This window comes from Bowmanella sp. JS7-9 (assembly GCF_004329715.1).
GTDB classification, from domain to species: Bacteria; Pseudomonadota; Gammaproteobacteria; order Enterobacterales; family Alteromonadaceae; genus Pseudobowmanella; species Pseudobowmanella zhangzhouensis.
Map to the genome: position 1 here is coordinate 163,508 of NZ_JXSY01000011.1, position 16,176 is coordinate 179,683.

General features: G+C 52.7%; 13 protein-coding genes. 7 read left to right on the plus strand and 6 right to left on the minus strand.

Going from position 1 to position 16,176, the window contains the following annotated elements:
- The first annotated feature begins 82 nt into the window (after positions 1-82).
- The 3 genes from TK45_RS06210 to TK45_RS06220 are packed head-to-tail and all read left to right on the plus strand — an operon-like array spanning position 83 to position 5,606.
- Positions 83-3,760, plus strand: coding sequence for an ATP-binding protein (locus tag TK45_RS06210; protein ID WP_131257774.1), 3,678 nt, complete (start codon positions 83-85; stop codon positions 3,758-3,760).
- A complete protein-coding gene (locus tag TK45_RS06215) occupies positions 3,757-4,392 on the plus strand; it encodes a hypothetical protein (protein WP_131257775.1) in 636 nt (211 codons plus the stop codon). The genes TK45_RS06210 and TK45_RS06215 overlap by 4 nt, the downstream gene beginning before the upstream one ends.
- The gene (locus tag TK45_RS06220; protein WP_131257776.1) at positions 4,389-5,606 is read left to right on the plus strand and encodes a phosphoenolpyruvate carboxylase; all 1,218 of its coding nucleotides are present in this window, start codon (positions 4,389-4,391) and stop codon (positions 5,604-5,606) included. Before TK45_RS06215 ends, TK45_RS06220 begins: the two co-directional genes overlap by 4 nt.
- Here TK45_RS06220 and TK45_RS06225 read toward each other — a convergent pair.
- From TK45_RS06225 to TK45_RS06245, 5 genes are all read right to left on the minus strand, one after another.
- Positions 5,603-6,781, minus strand: coding sequence for a methyl-accepting chemotaxis protein (locus tag TK45_RS06225; RefSeq protein ID WP_131257777.1), 1,179 nt, complete (start codon positions 6,779-6,781; stop codon positions 5,603-5,605). The genes TK45_RS06220 and TK45_RS06225 overlap by 4 nt on opposite strands.
- 168 nt (positions 6,782-6,949) lie before the next feature.
- A complete protein-coding gene (locus TK45_RS06230; RefSeq protein ID WP_131257778.1) occupies positions 6,950-8,791 on the minus strand; it encodes a S8 family serine peptidase in 1,842 nt (613 codons plus the stop codon).
- 191 nt (positions 8,792-8,982) lie between these two features.
- Positions 8,983-9,702 (minus strand): LrgB family protein, encoded by a 720-nt coding sequence (locus TK45_RS06235; protein WP_165490720.1) that lies wholly within the window; start codon positions 9,700-9,702, stop codon positions 8,983-8,985.
- Positions 9,692-10,069, minus strand: a complete 378-nt coding sequence (locus TK45_RS06240; RefSeq protein ID WP_131257780.1) for a CidA/LrgA family protein — start codon at positions 10,067-10,069, stop codon at positions 9,692-9,694. The genes TK45_RS06235 and TK45_RS06240 overlap by 11 nt, the downstream gene beginning before the upstream one ends.
- Complete coding sequence (locus TK45_RS06245) at positions 10,069-10,470, minus strand: OsmC family protein (protein WP_131257781.1); 402 nt, start codon at positions 10,468-10,470, stop codon at positions 10,069-10,071. The genes TK45_RS06240 and TK45_RS06245 overlap by 1 nt, the downstream gene beginning before the upstream one ends.
- Positions 10,471-10,611: 141 nt before the next feature.
- Between TK45_RS06245 and ompR the strand changes: the two genes are divergently transcribed.
- From ompR to TK45_RS06260, 3 genes are read left to right on the plus strand one after another with little or no spacing between them, the layout of a single operon-like run.
- Positions 10,612-11,337, plus strand: a complete 726-nt coding sequence (gene ompR, locus TK45_RS06250) for a two-component system response regulator OmpR (protein WP_131257782.1) — start codon at positions 10,612-10,614, stop codon at positions 11,335-11,337.
- On the plus strand, positions 11,337-12,647 hold the full coding sequence (gene envZ / locus TK45_RS06255) for a two-component system sensor histidine kinase EnvZ (protein WP_131257783.1): 1,311 nt from the start codon (positions 11,337-11,339) through the stop codon (positions 12,645-12,647). The genes ompR and envZ overlap by 1 nt, the downstream gene beginning before the upstream one ends.
- Positions 12,647-13,507: a PhzF family phenazine biosynthesis protein gene (locus tag TK45_RS06260; protein ID WP_131257784.1), complete on the plus strand. Its 861-nt coding sequence runs from the start codon at positions 12,647-12,649 to the stop codon at positions 13,505-13,507. The genes envZ and TK45_RS06260 overlap by 1 nt, the downstream gene beginning before the upstream one ends.
- Here the strand turns inward: TK45_RS06260 and TK45_RS06265 are convergent.
- A complete protein-coding gene (locus tag TK45_RS06265) occupies positions 13,452-13,823 on the minus strand; it encodes a VOC family protein (RefSeq protein ID WP_131257785.1) in 372 nt (123 codons plus the stop codon). The genes TK45_RS06260 and TK45_RS06265 overlap by 56 nt on opposite strands.
- Before the next feature lie 146 nt (positions 13,824-13,969).
- Between TK45_RS06265 and uvrD the strand changes: the two genes are divergently transcribed.
- Positions 13,970-16,147: a DNA helicase II gene (uvrD, locus tag TK45_RS06270; RefSeq protein ID WP_131257786.1), complete on the plus strand. Its 2,178-nt coding sequence runs from the start codon at positions 13,970-13,972 to the stop codon at positions 16,145-16,147.
- Positions 16,148-16,176: the final 29 nt, after the last annotated feature.

Here is a 16,176-nt window from a genome sequence, read left to right on the forward strand (position 1 = left end):
GGTGTTAGCCGTATAAATAGCGGTAAAATCCAGCCTTTCTACCCGCGGAATCTCGCCGTAAAACAGAACACCAAGGAGCAGCATGCCAGGGTTAACGCGCATAGTTCTAATCGACACACATTTGCCAGGTGTGGTCGAACTTAAGCTGGACGGCCACACCAATATTTGTGGTACCAACGCATCCGGTAAAACCACATTACAACGGCTGATCCCGGTGTTTTATGGCGAGTACCCCAGCCGCGTGGTACCGGCCACCCGTGACAGCTTTGAACGCTGGTATCTGCCGCGTCAATCCAGTTTTATCATCTACGAATTTGTGCGTGCCGAAGGTGATTTATGCCAGGTGGTGCTGAGTTCAAACGGCAATGGGGTGCAATACCGTTTTATTGCCAAGCCATTCGACCTGGATGACTATCTGTATAAGAACAAAGCGGGCGAGCTGCATAGCCTGACCATGAATGAGCTGGCGCGTAATCTCAAACGGACCAATGTGTTGGTCACTAACCTGCTCAACACCAAAGAATACCGCGCGGTATTGCAGAACGATAAACCGACCCTGACCGCCAGTGCCAGCAGCCGTGAATTGCTGGGCTATGCGCGGATTTTCAGCCTGTCTGGCGAAAAGGGTAATTTACGCCATATCGAGAAACTGGCCAAAGCGGTGCACAGCAAAGAAGGCAAGATGGAAACCATCAAGGCTATGATTGCTGCGATTTTGGAAGAAGATGGCGTCACACCGCCGGAGTCGCGCCTTAGCCGCCATCGGGTGGAAGATTGGATCCGTGAATGCCACCTGATTAAAGAGTTCGACGCCATTCGCCCGCAATTTGGCAAGTTGCAGCAGGCGGATGATCAGTTACAGCAGACTGAACAGCGTCTGGCCGGATTACAGCAGCGTTTTGTCAGCGATAACAATACTCTGGCGGCCGATATCGTCGCACAGGAAGGCCAGTTGGAAACCCTGCAACTGGATCGCAAGGTGCAGGATGCCCAGTGGAGCGAAACCCGTGATGCACTGAACCAGACGCTCTCTGCTGCCAAAGGAGATGTAAGTAAATTGTCGGCAGACCTGGATCAGGTAGAACAGGAATTTGGTGACTGGCAGGCGCAGGATATTGATACCCTGCAGGCCAACGTACAGCAATTACCCCAGTGGCAAACCGAGCTGGAAACCCTGGAAAGCCGCTACATTCTGTTGACTGAAAAGCATCAGGATGTGGAGTCCAGCTATAACCGCCGTTTGGCCGAGCTGGACGAAAAGCTGTTACTGGAGCTGGATACCTACAACGAGCAAATTCAGGACTTACAACACAAGCGTGGTCAGCAACAGGCGGCTGAACAGGCCGATATGCTTTCTATTCGTGAGGATTATCAGGCTCAGCGTGCCCGCCTGAATGAGGATTTTCAGGCCCAATCGGCGGCGCTTAAAATTGAACTGGCGGAAATTAACGCCAGCCTGAAAAACGCCGGATTCAGCGAATTCGAACAAAGCCAGCTGGATCTGCTCGAAGCCGGTGTGCAAGAGGCCACGGCAGCCGAGGAAGCGGCCAATGAGGCCTTGAGCCTGGCGCGTAGTGCGACCCATCAGGCTCAGCAGCAACGCCAACGCCTGTCTCAGACACTGGATGACACCAGCCGTAAGGTGCAGCAACAACAAAGCGCCATCGACCGTATCGAAGCTCTGCTCTATCCGGGCGATAACACACTATTGGAGTTCCTGCGTCGTGATATGCCGGGCTGGGAGACCAATCTGGGTAAGGTGTTGCGTGCCGATCTGTTAACTCGCAAAGATCTCAAGCCGGCAGCGGATGGGCAAAGTGACAGCCTGTTCGGGTTGAAGCTGGAACTGGCGGGTATCGATGCACCAGAATTTGCACAAAACGAACAACAACTACAAACCCGCTTAGCTGAAGCCCGCGCTGAGATGGAAACCCTGCATGAGGCATTCAGTCAGGTTGAGCAGGACGTAACCAAGGCCGCCGAAACAGTACGTAGCGCCGAACTGACCCAGGCCAAAGCCGAGTCAGCTGCCCGCACCGCGCAGGCTAACCGTAAGCGTGCCGCGCAGGATCGGGAGCAATTGCGTCAGGAGTATCTGGCTGCCTTGTCTGAGCGTAAGCAATCCGGGCGCAAGCGCCTGCAAAAAGCCGAACAGGAATTACAAAAGTGTCAGGCCCAACACGATGAAGCGCTGGGATTGCTGCACGATCAACAAAGTGAAGCGGAAACGGAACGCCAGTTCCATTGGCAGCAGGTGTTAGGTGATGTGGATGCGCAGCTAACCCAGGCGCGTCAGCTACGGGATAAAACCCGTCAGCAAGCCGAACTGGAAAAGAAACAGGCTGCCAAGTGGCTGCAGGATGAGCTGAATAAACGTGGTGTGGATGTGGACGAGATCGGTTCCCTGCAGCGCAATATTAAAGATCTCAAAACGCGCATAAGCCATACCGACGCCAACCGTCACAAAGTGCGCGACTACGAGCACTGGTACAAAACCGTGTTTACCGGGCACAAGGTCAAATGGCAAAACCTGCTGGAAAAAGCCAAAAAGGCGGCCGGTGAGGCGGAGCGCACCCTGCTGCGTCAGCAACAGGAGTACACCAGCCGTCGTGAGGCGGATAAACAGCAGCAAACGGCGCTGGAACAAAGCCTGCGTGTAGCCAAAGAGCAGCGTGAAAGCCTGACTGCCATGCTTAAAACCCTGAATAAACTGCGTCTGCCAACGGTGGAAGCGGGTGAAATTGGCGGGGATAAGCATCAATTGGCGCAGCGCATTTCTGAGGGACAAGAGCTACTACAAACCCGCGAACAACTGACTCAGGACGTGCGTCAACTGGTAGAGCATTTCGATCAGGTGATTGCCCAGCAAGCCGGTACAGGCTTATCAGATACCTGGGATCGTGCCCGCGAGGAATGTATGGCGGTTAATCCACAGGGCGTACGTGTGCTCGATCATCGTCGCCTCGTTGGGCATTTGTCACGTCTGCTGAATGAAATGGTGCCGCAGAAGTTACAGGGTTTGAAAGAACAGGGTCGCATTTTTGGTGCCGATTTGGCCCAGTATTACAACGTGCTGGCGGATATCGATAAGCGCATCGAAGGCCAGAGTAAGCGCATCACCAAAGAGGTGGATGAAGAACTGTTCCTTGATGGTGTATCCGACTCTGCAGTGAAAATCCGTTCAAGAATCAGTGAGTTAGAGTTCTGGCCGGAACTGAGCCAGTTTATTCGTTTGTACAATGAGTGGATGGAAAGTGGTGCCAACCAGTTGCCGGATGACGACTACGCGCAGAGCATGCGCCGCGTGCTGGATATTCTCGGCCGCGCATCGTTAAGCGGTGGCGTATTTAACCTGCTGGATATCGAGTTGCACATTAAAGAGGGCAACAGTCACCTGACCATTCGTACTGACCGTCAGTTAAACGAATCGTCCAGCCACGGTATGGCTTATCTGATTTTATGTAAGTTCCTGTTGGCGTTTACCCGCCTGTTGCGCGGCGATGTGGATGCCACTATCCACTGGCCGATTGACGAATTGGGTACGCTACACCAGAGCAACGTGAAGAAAATTTTCGATGCCTGCCAGAACAACAATATTTGTGTGTTGGGGGCTTTCCCGAATCCGGAATCAGAGGTACTGCAGTTGTTTAATAACCGCTATCTGATTGATAAAACCACGCGTCAGCTGCAGGTAGTGCAGCCTCGGGTGAGCGCGCTGAGCGAGCGTATCCGTCAGCGTAAACAGGAGGTCGCACAATGATTAGCGAACAGGGTCGTATTCTTGAAAAACTCTTGTCCGGCGCGTTTATCTGCCAGATCAGCGACGAAGATGGCTGGCGTTATCTGAAAAACAGCGGGCATGCCCAGGCGGTGGAAGGCTATTTGAATACGCTTAACCGCACGCTGGCCAGTTGTGCCGATGGCGATGTGTTTTTTGCCGGCTATCAAAGTCTCGGTGATGATGAGCGCAAAGTTCTGACCAATCAGTTTCAGGAGACAGCCGCGGGGTTGTTGCCGCTGGTGGAATGGCTGCTGCTGGTGCAACAAGCCAAAGCCGATGATGTGCCGTTAGCACAGGGGCAAGCAATTCGTTTGCCGGAACTACAAACCCAGATTGAAGACACGCCCGCGTACAAAGAGCAGCTGGCAAAAATTGCCCGCTACCGCCTGTTTGGTTCCACTAGTAGTGAAGTGGATGCCCAGCTCAAGCTGGTGTTTAAGCGCCTGGTGGATTTGGGCTATCTGATTAAGCCGAATCAGGATAAACAGATTTATCTGGCCACCGGCAAGGTCGAATACCTGTTCGATGTGTTGCGCTTTATAGATGAAACCGAGTCGTTGTCACTGGCTGAGCAGGCGGAGCAGGCCGCGTCACAAGGGTCATTGCTGTGAACCACAATCTGCAACAAGCCGGGGTAAAGCTGCTCAATACTCTCAGCCGCCATGCTGATTTGATTATGCAGGTTTACCTCAATGGTAGCCTGGATGAAGCCAGCACCACGCCGCAAATTATCGACAATCTGGTCAAAGCTGGGGTGTTGTGGCGCCCGGAGAGCGAGGCCGGATTACGCCTTAAATCTGCGGTGCGAAATCTGCTGGAATCGTCGTTGCAGGATGAACGCAATCGTCAGATCGACGCCAATATCGGCTCGGCGTTGGGTAGCCTGAAAACTTTGGCGGGGCACTACAAAGAAGCCCTGCACTACGGCCGTTTTGCCGAGTCTCAGGGCTATCTGGGCGACTTGCGCGAACATGTTTATGCGCTGACCGAATCGCTTGGTAACAGCGTGCGGGTTTTGTTTGGCCGTATTAATAACGAGTTCGGCTATGTGTCTTCTATCGATGCCAAAATTCGCGAAAACGAATTAGCCCAGTCGCAGGTGTCAGAATTGCTGCGTCAGATTGAACTGTTCCGCTTCGATGAACTATCTGATTTGGCCGGTGCCAACCGTGAATTACGCTTATTGCTGGTGGTCACTCTGCAGCAGGCATTTGCGCGGGTTAATCAGGAACTCTCTATCGTGCAGGGGCGCCTGCTGGAGTTGCTGGGGCGCTTCCGCGAATATCGCGGGCGTACGCGTCTGCTGAAAGGCTTCGTGCTGCATATGGAGCAACATCCGGGCTTTGAGCCGGGCAATTACGCCAAACTGACTCAGGTACCGATGCTATTTAACCAAGCGACAGGAGTGATGGGGCCGGCGCACGCAGACGTCACGAACGTTGCCCATGAGGCGGAACTGCACCAGTTAGTGGGGCGTATCAAAGCGCTGTATCACACGCCTAAAGCGGCCAGCGAAAGAACCGCATCGACCATTGTGGTGCAGCAACAGGCGGCGATTACGGTGGAAGATAATGCGCTGAAAAAAGCGGTGGAAGCCTACTTCCTGCAGGTTATCGACTCGGGTAAACGCCTTACCGCGCTGGATTATCTGCAGCAACAACAGCTGGAGTTCGACCCGGAGGCGTGGATCTATCAGGTGATAGGTGGCTATCAGGGGTTAAGTGCCGAAGAGCAGGAATATTTTGCTATCGATACTACCGGGCAGCCACACCCGATCTATTCCGGTAACTTTATTGTGCAGGATGTGGAGCTCGGCCTGCGTTAACGGCGAAACTGGCCGATTAGCTTATCCATACTGGCAGACGCATTGCTCAGGCTGTCCATGGCTTGCGCGAGGCGCGTGACGCCCTGCGCAGCGGTGCCAGTCAGTTCGTTTAATGCCCTTAATTGACGGTTGGCTTCGCCGGTCATTTTCACCTGCTCTTGGGTAGAAATGGTAATGCGATCATTGCTGAGTTTTATCTGATGGGTCGCCTGACTTACTGTTTGCAGGGTGTTAGCGACATTCTTTGCTTCCGCCAGGGTGCTGCTGGCATTGTCGCGGCTGACTTTCATCAATTGCAGAACCGTGCCGGAGCCCTGCTGTAATTCGCCAATAATTTGCTGAATTTCAGTGGTGGATTGTTGGGTACGGTTTGCCAACGTTCGCACTTCATCGGCAACCACGGCAAAGCCGCGTCCGGTCTCGCCAGCGCGCGCTGCTTCAATCGCGGCATTCAGTGCCAGCAGGTTGGTTTGATCGGCAATCCCGCGAATTACATCCAGCACCAACCCAATATTTTCAGTCTGTTGTGCCAGGGTCTGCATCGCATCACTGGCAGCCTCGACGTTGTTAGTTAGCTCGGTGGTGCGTTTCAGGCTGACCTCAATCGACTTAAGACTGCTGTGCGCATGTTGATCGGCTTCATTGGCGAGCGTAACGGCTTCATTGGCCGAGCCGGCGATATCATTCAAACGTGCGACGGTGTTATCTAGCAGTTGCATGACTGCATCGGTGAGTTTTTGTTGCTCGATAACGCGATTGCGGGCGTTGCCACTGACTTGTGCCAATGTGCTGGTTTCATCATTCAAGGCACAACTCATGTCTTGTAATTGCTGCACGATATCGCGCAGTTTAATCACCATGTTGTTGACGCTGGTGGTGATTTTACCGATAACATCCTGACTTTCGACCCGGCAGGTGCGGGTCAGGTCATTCTGGCCAACAGCCTTAGCAACATCGGCGACCTCGGCAATTTTGGGTAACAGCAGGACTTTGACCAGATAGAAATTGACCAGACCAATGGTCACGCCAGCGACTAAGCAGCTCACCACAAACCAGCCACGCATACCGTCTTTCCATTCCACAAACAGGCTGGCAAACAACGGAAAAATTAATCCCATTACTAAACCAAAGCCCACAAACGCGAGAAACTGCTGACGTAAAACACTGTTTTTCATGTTGTCCTCTTGCTGATAACGAACGGATGTCCTGCTAGGAAAGGTTTTAGTAACCGCCGGAAAGATAAGGAAATGATTACTGCATTAGTTAGTTAAGTAGAGGTTGGGTAAAGCGCAAGAAAAAAGGCCGCAAAAGCGGCCTTTACATTCGGTTGGGTTCGTTAAGTCTTAGAATACAACCTGAATTGTGTCGGAACAGGTCGCTGTGCCTGCTTCACAGATTTGGTAGGTGAATACCGCACCGCCTTTGAAGTTCAGGCTGTCAGTGTAAGCACCATCGTTAGCCGTGGTAACTACTTTCTGGCCATCACGGTACACGTCTACGTTGCTGCCAGTGGCACCTGACCAGCTCAGGTCAACGCGTGGTGAACCTTTTACTTTGTAGCCAGTCGCGCTCAGGCTGAAATCACCACCGGTGCCACCGGTACCGCCGCCATTATCGCCGCCGGCACACGCATTGGCGGTCAGGTAATCATGTGCGGCTTTGGCATCAACAATACCGTAACCGAAGTACACGTCTTTACCCGCTGCACCACTGTCTACTGCAGTCGCTTTCAGTGCGGCACGGATTTCCTGACCGGTACACTCAGGATGGTTTGACCAAACCAGTGCAGCCATACCAGAAACCGCTGGCGTCGCCATGGAGGTACCGCTCATATAGCCGTAGTCGCCTGGCTCAACGGCAACGCTGATGCTACCTGCGGCCAACAAGGCGGCACGGTCTGCGAAATCTGCGCCTACTGCCGGAATGCTGGTTTGGTTTGGATCGCCCAATGTGCCATACAGCATGCCGTCAACGTTGTTGATAACCACCGCCGCGACACCGCCTGAGTTTTCACAGTTCAGCACTTTATCGTGGAAAGAGATCACGCCACGGTCGATCACGCACACTTTACCGGCAGCATTGCTGTCGACAGACTCGGCGGTGCCCATGAAGTAAGCCGCAGCAGAGGCAGAACCGGTGTTTTCCATCGCAGAAGTGGCAAGGCCTGTACCGTCAACGGTCAGAGCAGGTACAGTTGCGCCGCCAGCCGGGTAGGTAGACAGGGTGTCCACACCACCTGCAGTGACTTCCACACAGATAGACTCGTCAGTGGTGACAGATTTACCGCGACCCGTGGTACAGCTTGGGAACTGCGAGAAATCCGCGATGTTGTTGTTGGCATCGTTAGCGCCAACCATCATGACTGAGGAATAACCGGCCGGGTAAGAACGTACACTATTGCCGTCGTTACCTGCAGCTGCGACAACTAAACCGCCAGCGTCGTTAAAGGCTTTAAATGCATTGTCTTCGGTCGAGCTTGAACCACCACCACCTAAACTCATGCTGATGATGTTGGCACCGGCGTTACCGCACAATTGTGCTGCTTGTGCCAGACCAGAAGAGTATCCCCAGCCACTTTCGTTAAATACTTTGATGATATGTAAGTCCACACCCGGTGCCATACCCACTACACCGAATGAGTTGTCGGCTGCGGCGATGGTACCGGCTACGTGTGTACCGTGTGGGCCACCGTTGACGTACCAGTTACCTGTACCCGGATCGTTATCACCGGTGATATTTGACCATACGAAGTCAGGGTTAGATGCATCCAGACCTGAGTCGATGATACACACCTTGATACCCGCATTGGCATCGAAGCTCACCTGATTAGCATTGGACTGGTAAACCGCGTAAGGGGTTAACTGCTGCTGCATCGGATCGCCCATATCATCGCTGTACAGGCTCATCAGTTGACGACGATGGTCAGCCTCTACCAGTTTGACATGCGGGTTGTTCATCAGACCACGGACGTCGTCCAATGATTTTCCGGCGAAAGTGGCGGCGATAAAACCGTCAGCATCGATGTGAATATCCGCACCCAGCTGCTTAGCCAGTGCTTTCACAATGCCTTTTCCGTTGTTATCTACCTGAATGATGTAACGATCGTCTGCTGCGAATGCAGCGGTGGAGATTGACGCCAGTGTCAGCGTCGCCGCGGCTAGCGGCTTTAATGCAAATTTTTTCATAACTTGTTGTCTTTATTATATATTTTATTTTGATGTGCAGGTCTCCCTGACCAGTACAGCACCGCCCTGGATAATAGTTTTTTATTTGGATTCTCACTCCCTCGTGACCTGAACATAAATTATGTTCAACGACGAAACAACAAGAAATTACGGTAAACGGTAAAAATTTCGAATCGAAAGTAACGCTGGTTTTATAACCACAAATACAGGATGGGCAGGATAATCGCGGTCAGAATACCGTTCACACAAAGTGCCACGGTTCCCATAGCGCCAGCACGGGGACTTACCCGGAATGCTCTCGCCGTACCTACCACGTGCGCGGCGGTACCATAAGCAATACCCTGGGCGGTTTCGGAGTGTAAATGGAAGATCTTAAACAGCAGCGGGCCAATCAGCGCGCCGATAAGGCCTGTGATGATCACCAGCGTGGCCGCCACATCTGGCCACCCGCCGATCACTTTGCTGGCTTCCATCGCCAGCGGTGAGGTGATGGACTTAGTCGCCATGGTGGCTTGTAAGGCCGCATCCGCACCATTGAAGGCCATCCAGGCCGTGGCGAGCAGCGGGCCGATAATGCCGCCCGCGATAATCGGAATAAGCAGCCGTTGCCAATGGCGGCGCAAGTACTGCAGTTGATCGAATATGGGTACCGCGAGAATGGCCGTGGCCGGAATCAATAACCAATCGATAATGCTGTTGGCGTGTCGGTAAGTCATGACGGACGTATCGGTCACTAACATCAGCGCGGTAATCATCAGTACGGTCAGACTGAGTGGATGCAGCAAGGTATGCTGTTTGCCCCATTTAGCCAGTCGCAGTGCCAGCCAATAACACAGCAAGGTCGCCAGTAGCCACAGCAAATTGTGCCACTGAGTTAATCCGATGCAGGCGTCCAGTAGCTTAGTCAGCACTGGGGTGCTCCTTTTCCAGCTTTTGCGCCAGCCACGCGGTGACAACCAGGCTGACTGCGGTACTGATCACCAGCGCAAAGCCCAGTGTGCTTAACCAGGGCAAAAGCTGCTGCATATACAGGCCAACCCCGATGACTGCCGGCACAAAAAAGATGCTCAAGTGGCTGAGCAGCACTTTAGATATCGCGCGAATGCCAGCAGGAACCCGGCCGAGCAGCATAAAGCTGACGAGCAGTATAAACAGTGCGAACAGCGGTACTGGCAGGGTAAAGGGAAGCAGAGGGGCAACGCGGGCACTGATTTCCAGCAGCAGCACCAGGGCTGCAGCACTTAGTGGAATCTGCCACCACGCGTTGCGGGATTTCATCAGGCTGATTTTACTTCGTAGGAATGGGTCACTTTTGCTGCATGGCCGAGCATGATCGATACCGAACAATATTTCTCAGCAGATAAATCCACCGCACGTTCGACCTGCTTAGGATTAACCTCGATTCCGGTCACCACAAAATGCAGGTGAATATCGGTAAATACAGCAGGAACCGCATCGGCGCGTACGGCTGATACTTTCACTTCCACGCCACTGACGTTTTGACGAGCCTTTTGCAAAATACTCACGACATCGACCGACGAACAACTGGCGGCGGCGGCCAATACGGCTTCCATCGGTGTGGTGCCCTGGGTTTTATCGCCACTTAACACCAATTTGTTGCCGGATTCGGTGGTTGCTTCAAACTGCAGTTCGCCTTGCCATTTCACTTCTACTTGCATGGAAAATCTCCGTTAACTTTTGTGTGTGTAGTTTACCCGACAAACTTTGTAACAAAGCAAGCTACAAACAAAAAAAGCGACGCTTTTGAAACAGTTACCTTTCACTTATAGTGTCATAAAGCAAAATTGTGGAGCAATCTCATGGGGCAGGAAACACCTAAGATATTAGTCGTAGACGATGATATGCGTTTGCGCAGCCTGCTGGAACGTTATCTGGTCGAGCAGGGCTTTCAGGTGCGCGCGGCGGCAAACAGTGAGCAAATGGACCGTTTGTTGGAGCGAGAAAACTTTCACCTGATGGTGCTGGATTTGATGCTGCCCGGTGAGGATGGCCTGTCTATCTGCCGTCGTTTGCGACAGCGCGAGAATGAGATCCCGATCATCATGCTTACCGCCAAAGGCGATGAAGTGGATCGCATCATCGGCCTGGAAATGGGCGCGGATGATTACCTGCCAAAACCGTTTAATCCAAGAGAATTGCTGGCGCGTGCCAAGGCGGTGTTGCGTCGCAAATCCAACGATGCACCGGGCGCACCTTCCAAAGAAGAGCAAGTGGTTGAGTTTGGTGAATACAAACTCAATCTGGCTACCCGTGAAATGAGCAAAAATGGTGAACCAATGTTGCTGACCAGCGGCGAATTTGCGGTACTGAAATCGCTGGTGACCCATCCGCGTGAGCCACTGTCCCGTGACAAACTGATGAATCTGGCGCGCGGACGTGATTACAGTGCGCTGGAACGCTCGATTGATGTGCAGGTATCGCGTCTGCGCCGTATGCTGGAAGTTGACCCTGCCAACCCCCGTTACATTCAAACTGTATGGGGCTTAGGTTATGTTTTCGTACCAGATGGTGAAGCCTCAGCCTGATGCGCGTCCTGCCACGTAGCGCCTTTGGGCAAACAGTGTTGCTCATTGGCGTATTGCTACTGATTAATCAGGTGGTGTCCTATGTGTCGGTCACCTACTACTTTATTTTGCCCAGCTACCAGCAAATTAATAGTTTGATGGCCAAGCAGGTTGGCCTGATATATCTGGACGAGCACTTCATTGTTGACCCTAAAAGCCGCGATTTACTTCAGCAGCAAACAGGAATACGCATTCTTAGCAATGCTGAAGCGGAAAACAACGGGCTAAAACAGGCCAAGTATTACCAGGTGTTATCTCGCGAAATGTCTCAGCAACTGGGGCTGAACGCCGAGGTGCATATGTCGGCTACATCGCCGTATCTGGTGTGGATCCGCAGTGATCATCATCCGGATTATTGGGTAGTAGTACCGCTGGATGGCGCGCGTGAATCGGAAGCCTTGTCGCCATTGACCATTTACCTGATGGTGATCGGCGTGCTGTCGGTGGCCGGTGGCTGGTTATTTGTGCGGCGCCTGAATCGACCATTAAAGGCTTTGCAGTTGGCTGCGATGCAGGTGGGACGAGGAATGTTCCCCAAACCACTCAAAGAAGGGGGCTCGACCGAGCTGATGGCGGTGACGCGGGCGTTCAACCAAATGTCTAAAGGTATCAAACAGTTAGAAGATGATCGTGCCTTGCTAACCGCAGGTATTTCCCATGATCTGCGCACACCGCTGACCCGCATACGCCTGGCTACTGAGATGATGCCGCAAGAAGCCGAATGGATTAAAGATGGCATTGTGTCTGACATAGAAGATATGAACGCGATTATCGACCAGTTTATTGATTATGTGCGCCAGGATCAGACCGAAAAAATTGAAGTCAGCAATATCAATCATCTGATAGATGAAGTGGCGTCCCGTTGGGAACGCGAAGAATCCCGTCAGGTGTCGCTGGAACTATCCCAGGTTCCGGATGTGCAAATTCGCCGGGTCGCCATCAAACGGGTACTGGATAACTTACTGGAAAACGCCTTCCGTTACGGTGGCGAACAGGTCGATATCACCACCGGCTATGATAAGCGCGCCAAGCGTGTGTATTTTGTGGTGCGTGACCATGGCCCGGGCATCGATGAAAACCAGATTGAAAATTTATTCCAGCCTTTTGCTCAGGGCGATAAAGCGCGCGGTAGCGTGGGTTCTGGTCTTGGCCTGGCGATTATCAAGCGTATTGTGGATATGCACTCTGGTGAAATTCAGCTGACCAACCATCCTCAGGGTGGCCTGATGGCAACCGTGCGTTTACCGGTTAAGTTGGGATTGCTGGGCTGATGCAAACGTTACCGCTTTATGTGGTTGATGCATTTACTCAGCAGGCCTTTGCCGGTAATCCTGCTGCAGTGGTGCTACTGGACGAAGCCTTGCCCGAAGCACTGATGCAAGCCATCGCCAGTGAGAATAATCTTTCTGAAACGGCATTTGTGCAGCCGCTCAGCGCCCCAAATCATTATGCAATTCGCTGGTTTTCCCCGCTTACTGAGGTGGATTTTTGTGGTCACGCCACGTTAGCCAGTGCCCATGTGTTGTTTCATCATAAGCATCTAGAAGGGCAACTGGTCTTTCACACCGAAAAAGTGGGGCAGCTGGTGGTTTGCCGGGGGCCTGAAGGACGGATTGAAATGGACTTTCCGAGACGTGAGCCTGAGCCCATTGATGCTACGCCTGCTGCCTTGCTGGCCGGTTTATCCATTCCACCCATCGCAGTATTACGCAGCACACAGGCCTGGTTTGCTATTTATCCGGATGCCAGTCAGGTAGTTGAATTAACGACGGATTCCGCACAGCTTAAATTGCTGGCACCCTATGATGTGGTAGCGACCGCGCCGGATTCGTCGGCCCAGGCAGATTTTGTCAGCCGTTATTTCTGGCCGGCTAATGGGAGTGATGAAGACCCGGTCACCGGGTCAATCCACGCAGGGCTCGCGCCGTATTGGGCGACCCGGCTGAATAAATCCACACTGGTGGCCAAACAAGTATCAAAACGCGGAGGCACGCTTTATTGTCAGGTAGGCAGTGAGCGGGTCAATGTCGCGGGTTACGCACTGACCTACTCCCAGGGGCAGATTAATGCTGACGTTATTGCATCGAATGCAGGCCAAGCAGATTGCCATCCGGATCTTTCACCAGACTGACAAAGCCATATTCACCGATTGCCATTTTAGCGCGATACACTTTGCCTCCCGCTTGTTCTACCCGGCCTTGTTCGACACTGCAGTCTTCACATTGAAAATACACAATGGTGCTGTTGTTGCCGGATGGCATACCGTCAATCCGGACTAATGCGCCGCCACTGCCGTAATTTTGCATATCGTTATCAAATGACCACATTTGCACGGCGCCCGTGTCGCTGATGGGGGAAAACCCGCGCTGAAAAACCTGCTGATAAAATGCTTTTGCCCGTGGCATGTCCTGTACATAAATTTCAAACCAACCGATTGGATTCGTCATTGTCATGTGTCCTTTTTGTTGATGCTCTGGTTATGGCAGCCCTTGTCGGAAAAAGCAACAGACCGATCCGCACCGAATTTAATGTATAAAAAAACAGTATGCTTGGTATACTTTGCGCCAATAGATCTGCCACAACGAGTAAGCCGATGGATGTATCCCACCTGATTGATGACCTGAACGATAAACAACGTGCGGCAGTATCCGCGCCACGCCAGGATATGCTGGTATTGGCCGGCGCTGGTTCAGGTAAAACCCGGGTGCTGGTACACCGTATCGCGTGGCTGATGCAGGTCGAAGGGATTTCCTCTCATAGCATTCTGGCCGTGACCTTTACCAATAAAGCCGCCCGTGAGATGCGCGGCCGGATTGAGTCGTTGATGCAGACCAGTTTGCATGGCATGTGGATGGGCACGTTCCACGGTATTGCGCACCGCTTGCTGCGCCGCCATTTTGAAGAATGTAAATTACCACAGACCTTTCAGATCCTTGACTCGGACGATCAGTACCGTCTGATTCGCCGCGTACTGAAAAGCCTGAATCTGGACGAAAAGCATTATCAGCCCAAGCATGTGCAGTGGTACATCAACAGCAATAAAGATGAAGGATTACGCCCGCAGCATATCGAAACTTATGGCGATGCCCAGCAAGCGAAGATGCGTGACATTTACGCGGCATACCAACAAACCTGCGATCGCTCCGGGCTGGTGGACTTTGCCGAACTGCTGCTGCGCGCGTATGAATTGTGGGCGAATAATCCGGAGATCCTGGCTCACTATCGTCGCCGTTTTCGCGCCATTCTGGTGGACGAATTTCAGGACACCAATAACATCCAGTATGCCTGGTTACGCTTGCTGCAATGCCCCGATAACAACACCATGATTGTGGGCGACGACGATCAGTCTATCTATGGCTGGCGCGGTGCCAACGTGGAAAATATTTCGCACTTTTTGCGTGATTATCCGGGCGCAGAAACCATTCGTCTCGAACAGAATTACCGCTCAACCGGCAAAATCCTGCAAGCGGCGAATGCCGTTATTGATAACAACGCAGGGCGTTTAGGTAAAGAACTGTGGACCGACGGCTCGGATGGCGAGGCTATTTCTCTGTACAGCGCATTTAACGAACTGGATGAGGCTCGCTTTATCGTGGCGCAAATCAGTGACTGGCGGGATAAAGGCGGCGCATTAACCGATACAGCGATTTTGTACCGTAACAACGCGCAGTCGCGGGTGTTGGAAGAGGCGCTGTTAACCCAGGCGATCCCTTACCGCATGTATGGCGGCACGCGCTTCTTCGAGCGTCAGGAAATCAAAGACGCATTGGGATATTTGCGCATGATTGCCCAGCCGATGGATGATGCGGCGTTTGAGCGGGTGGTCAATACACCGAGCCGTGGTATCGGCGATCGCACGCTGGAACAGATCCGGGAACTGGCTCGCCATCATGATAAATCCATGTGGCATACCGCAATGCAGATGATCAGCGAGAAGCGTCTGTCTGGCCGTGCGGCCAATGCCCTCAGTAGCTTTATTCAACTGGTGGAAGAACTGCAGGACGCCTGTCGCGAACTGACCCTGGATAACCAGGCCAAAGTGGCGATCAATCAAAGTGGTTTACGTGCCATGTATCAGGCGGAAAAGGGTGAAAAGGCTCAAAGCCGCATCGACAACCTGGATGAATTAGTCACTGCCTGTAAGAGTTTTGAGATGCCGGAAGACGCGGAAGAAATGACGCCACTCACTGCATTCCTGGCCCACGCTTCGCTGGAGGCAGGCGAAACCCAGGCTGACACCGATCAGGACGCGGTACAGATGATGACCATTCACACCGCGAAAGGTTTGGAATTCCCGTTAGTCTTCCTCGCCGGGGTAGAAGAAGGCATGTTCCCCAGCCAGCAAACCAATGAAGAACCGGGACGCCTGGAAGAAGAGCGGCGTCTTTGTTATGTGGGCATGACCCGCGCAATGGAGAAGCTGGTCATTTCTCATGCGGAGTCGCGCCGCTTGTACGGTCAGGAAAAATTCCATCGTCCATCCAGATTTATCCGCGAGATTCCTGCTGAATGTGTGCAGGAAGTACGCTTGCGCACCACAGTCAGCCGCCCTGTGCACACCGGGCGCAGCATGCAATCAGCTACGTCGCACCTGGCATTTGAATCAACCGGATTTAAGCTCGGACAGCGGGTGCTGCACCAGAAATTTGGTGAAGGTGTGGTGATCAGCTACGAAGGTAGTGGTGAATTGGCGAAAGTGCAGATCAACTTCGACGATGTAGGTAGCAAATGGTTGATGGTCGCCTACGCTAAATTGCAGGCGTTAAGTTAAGCCGATCATTTTGCGGCGTTGGCTTTTAT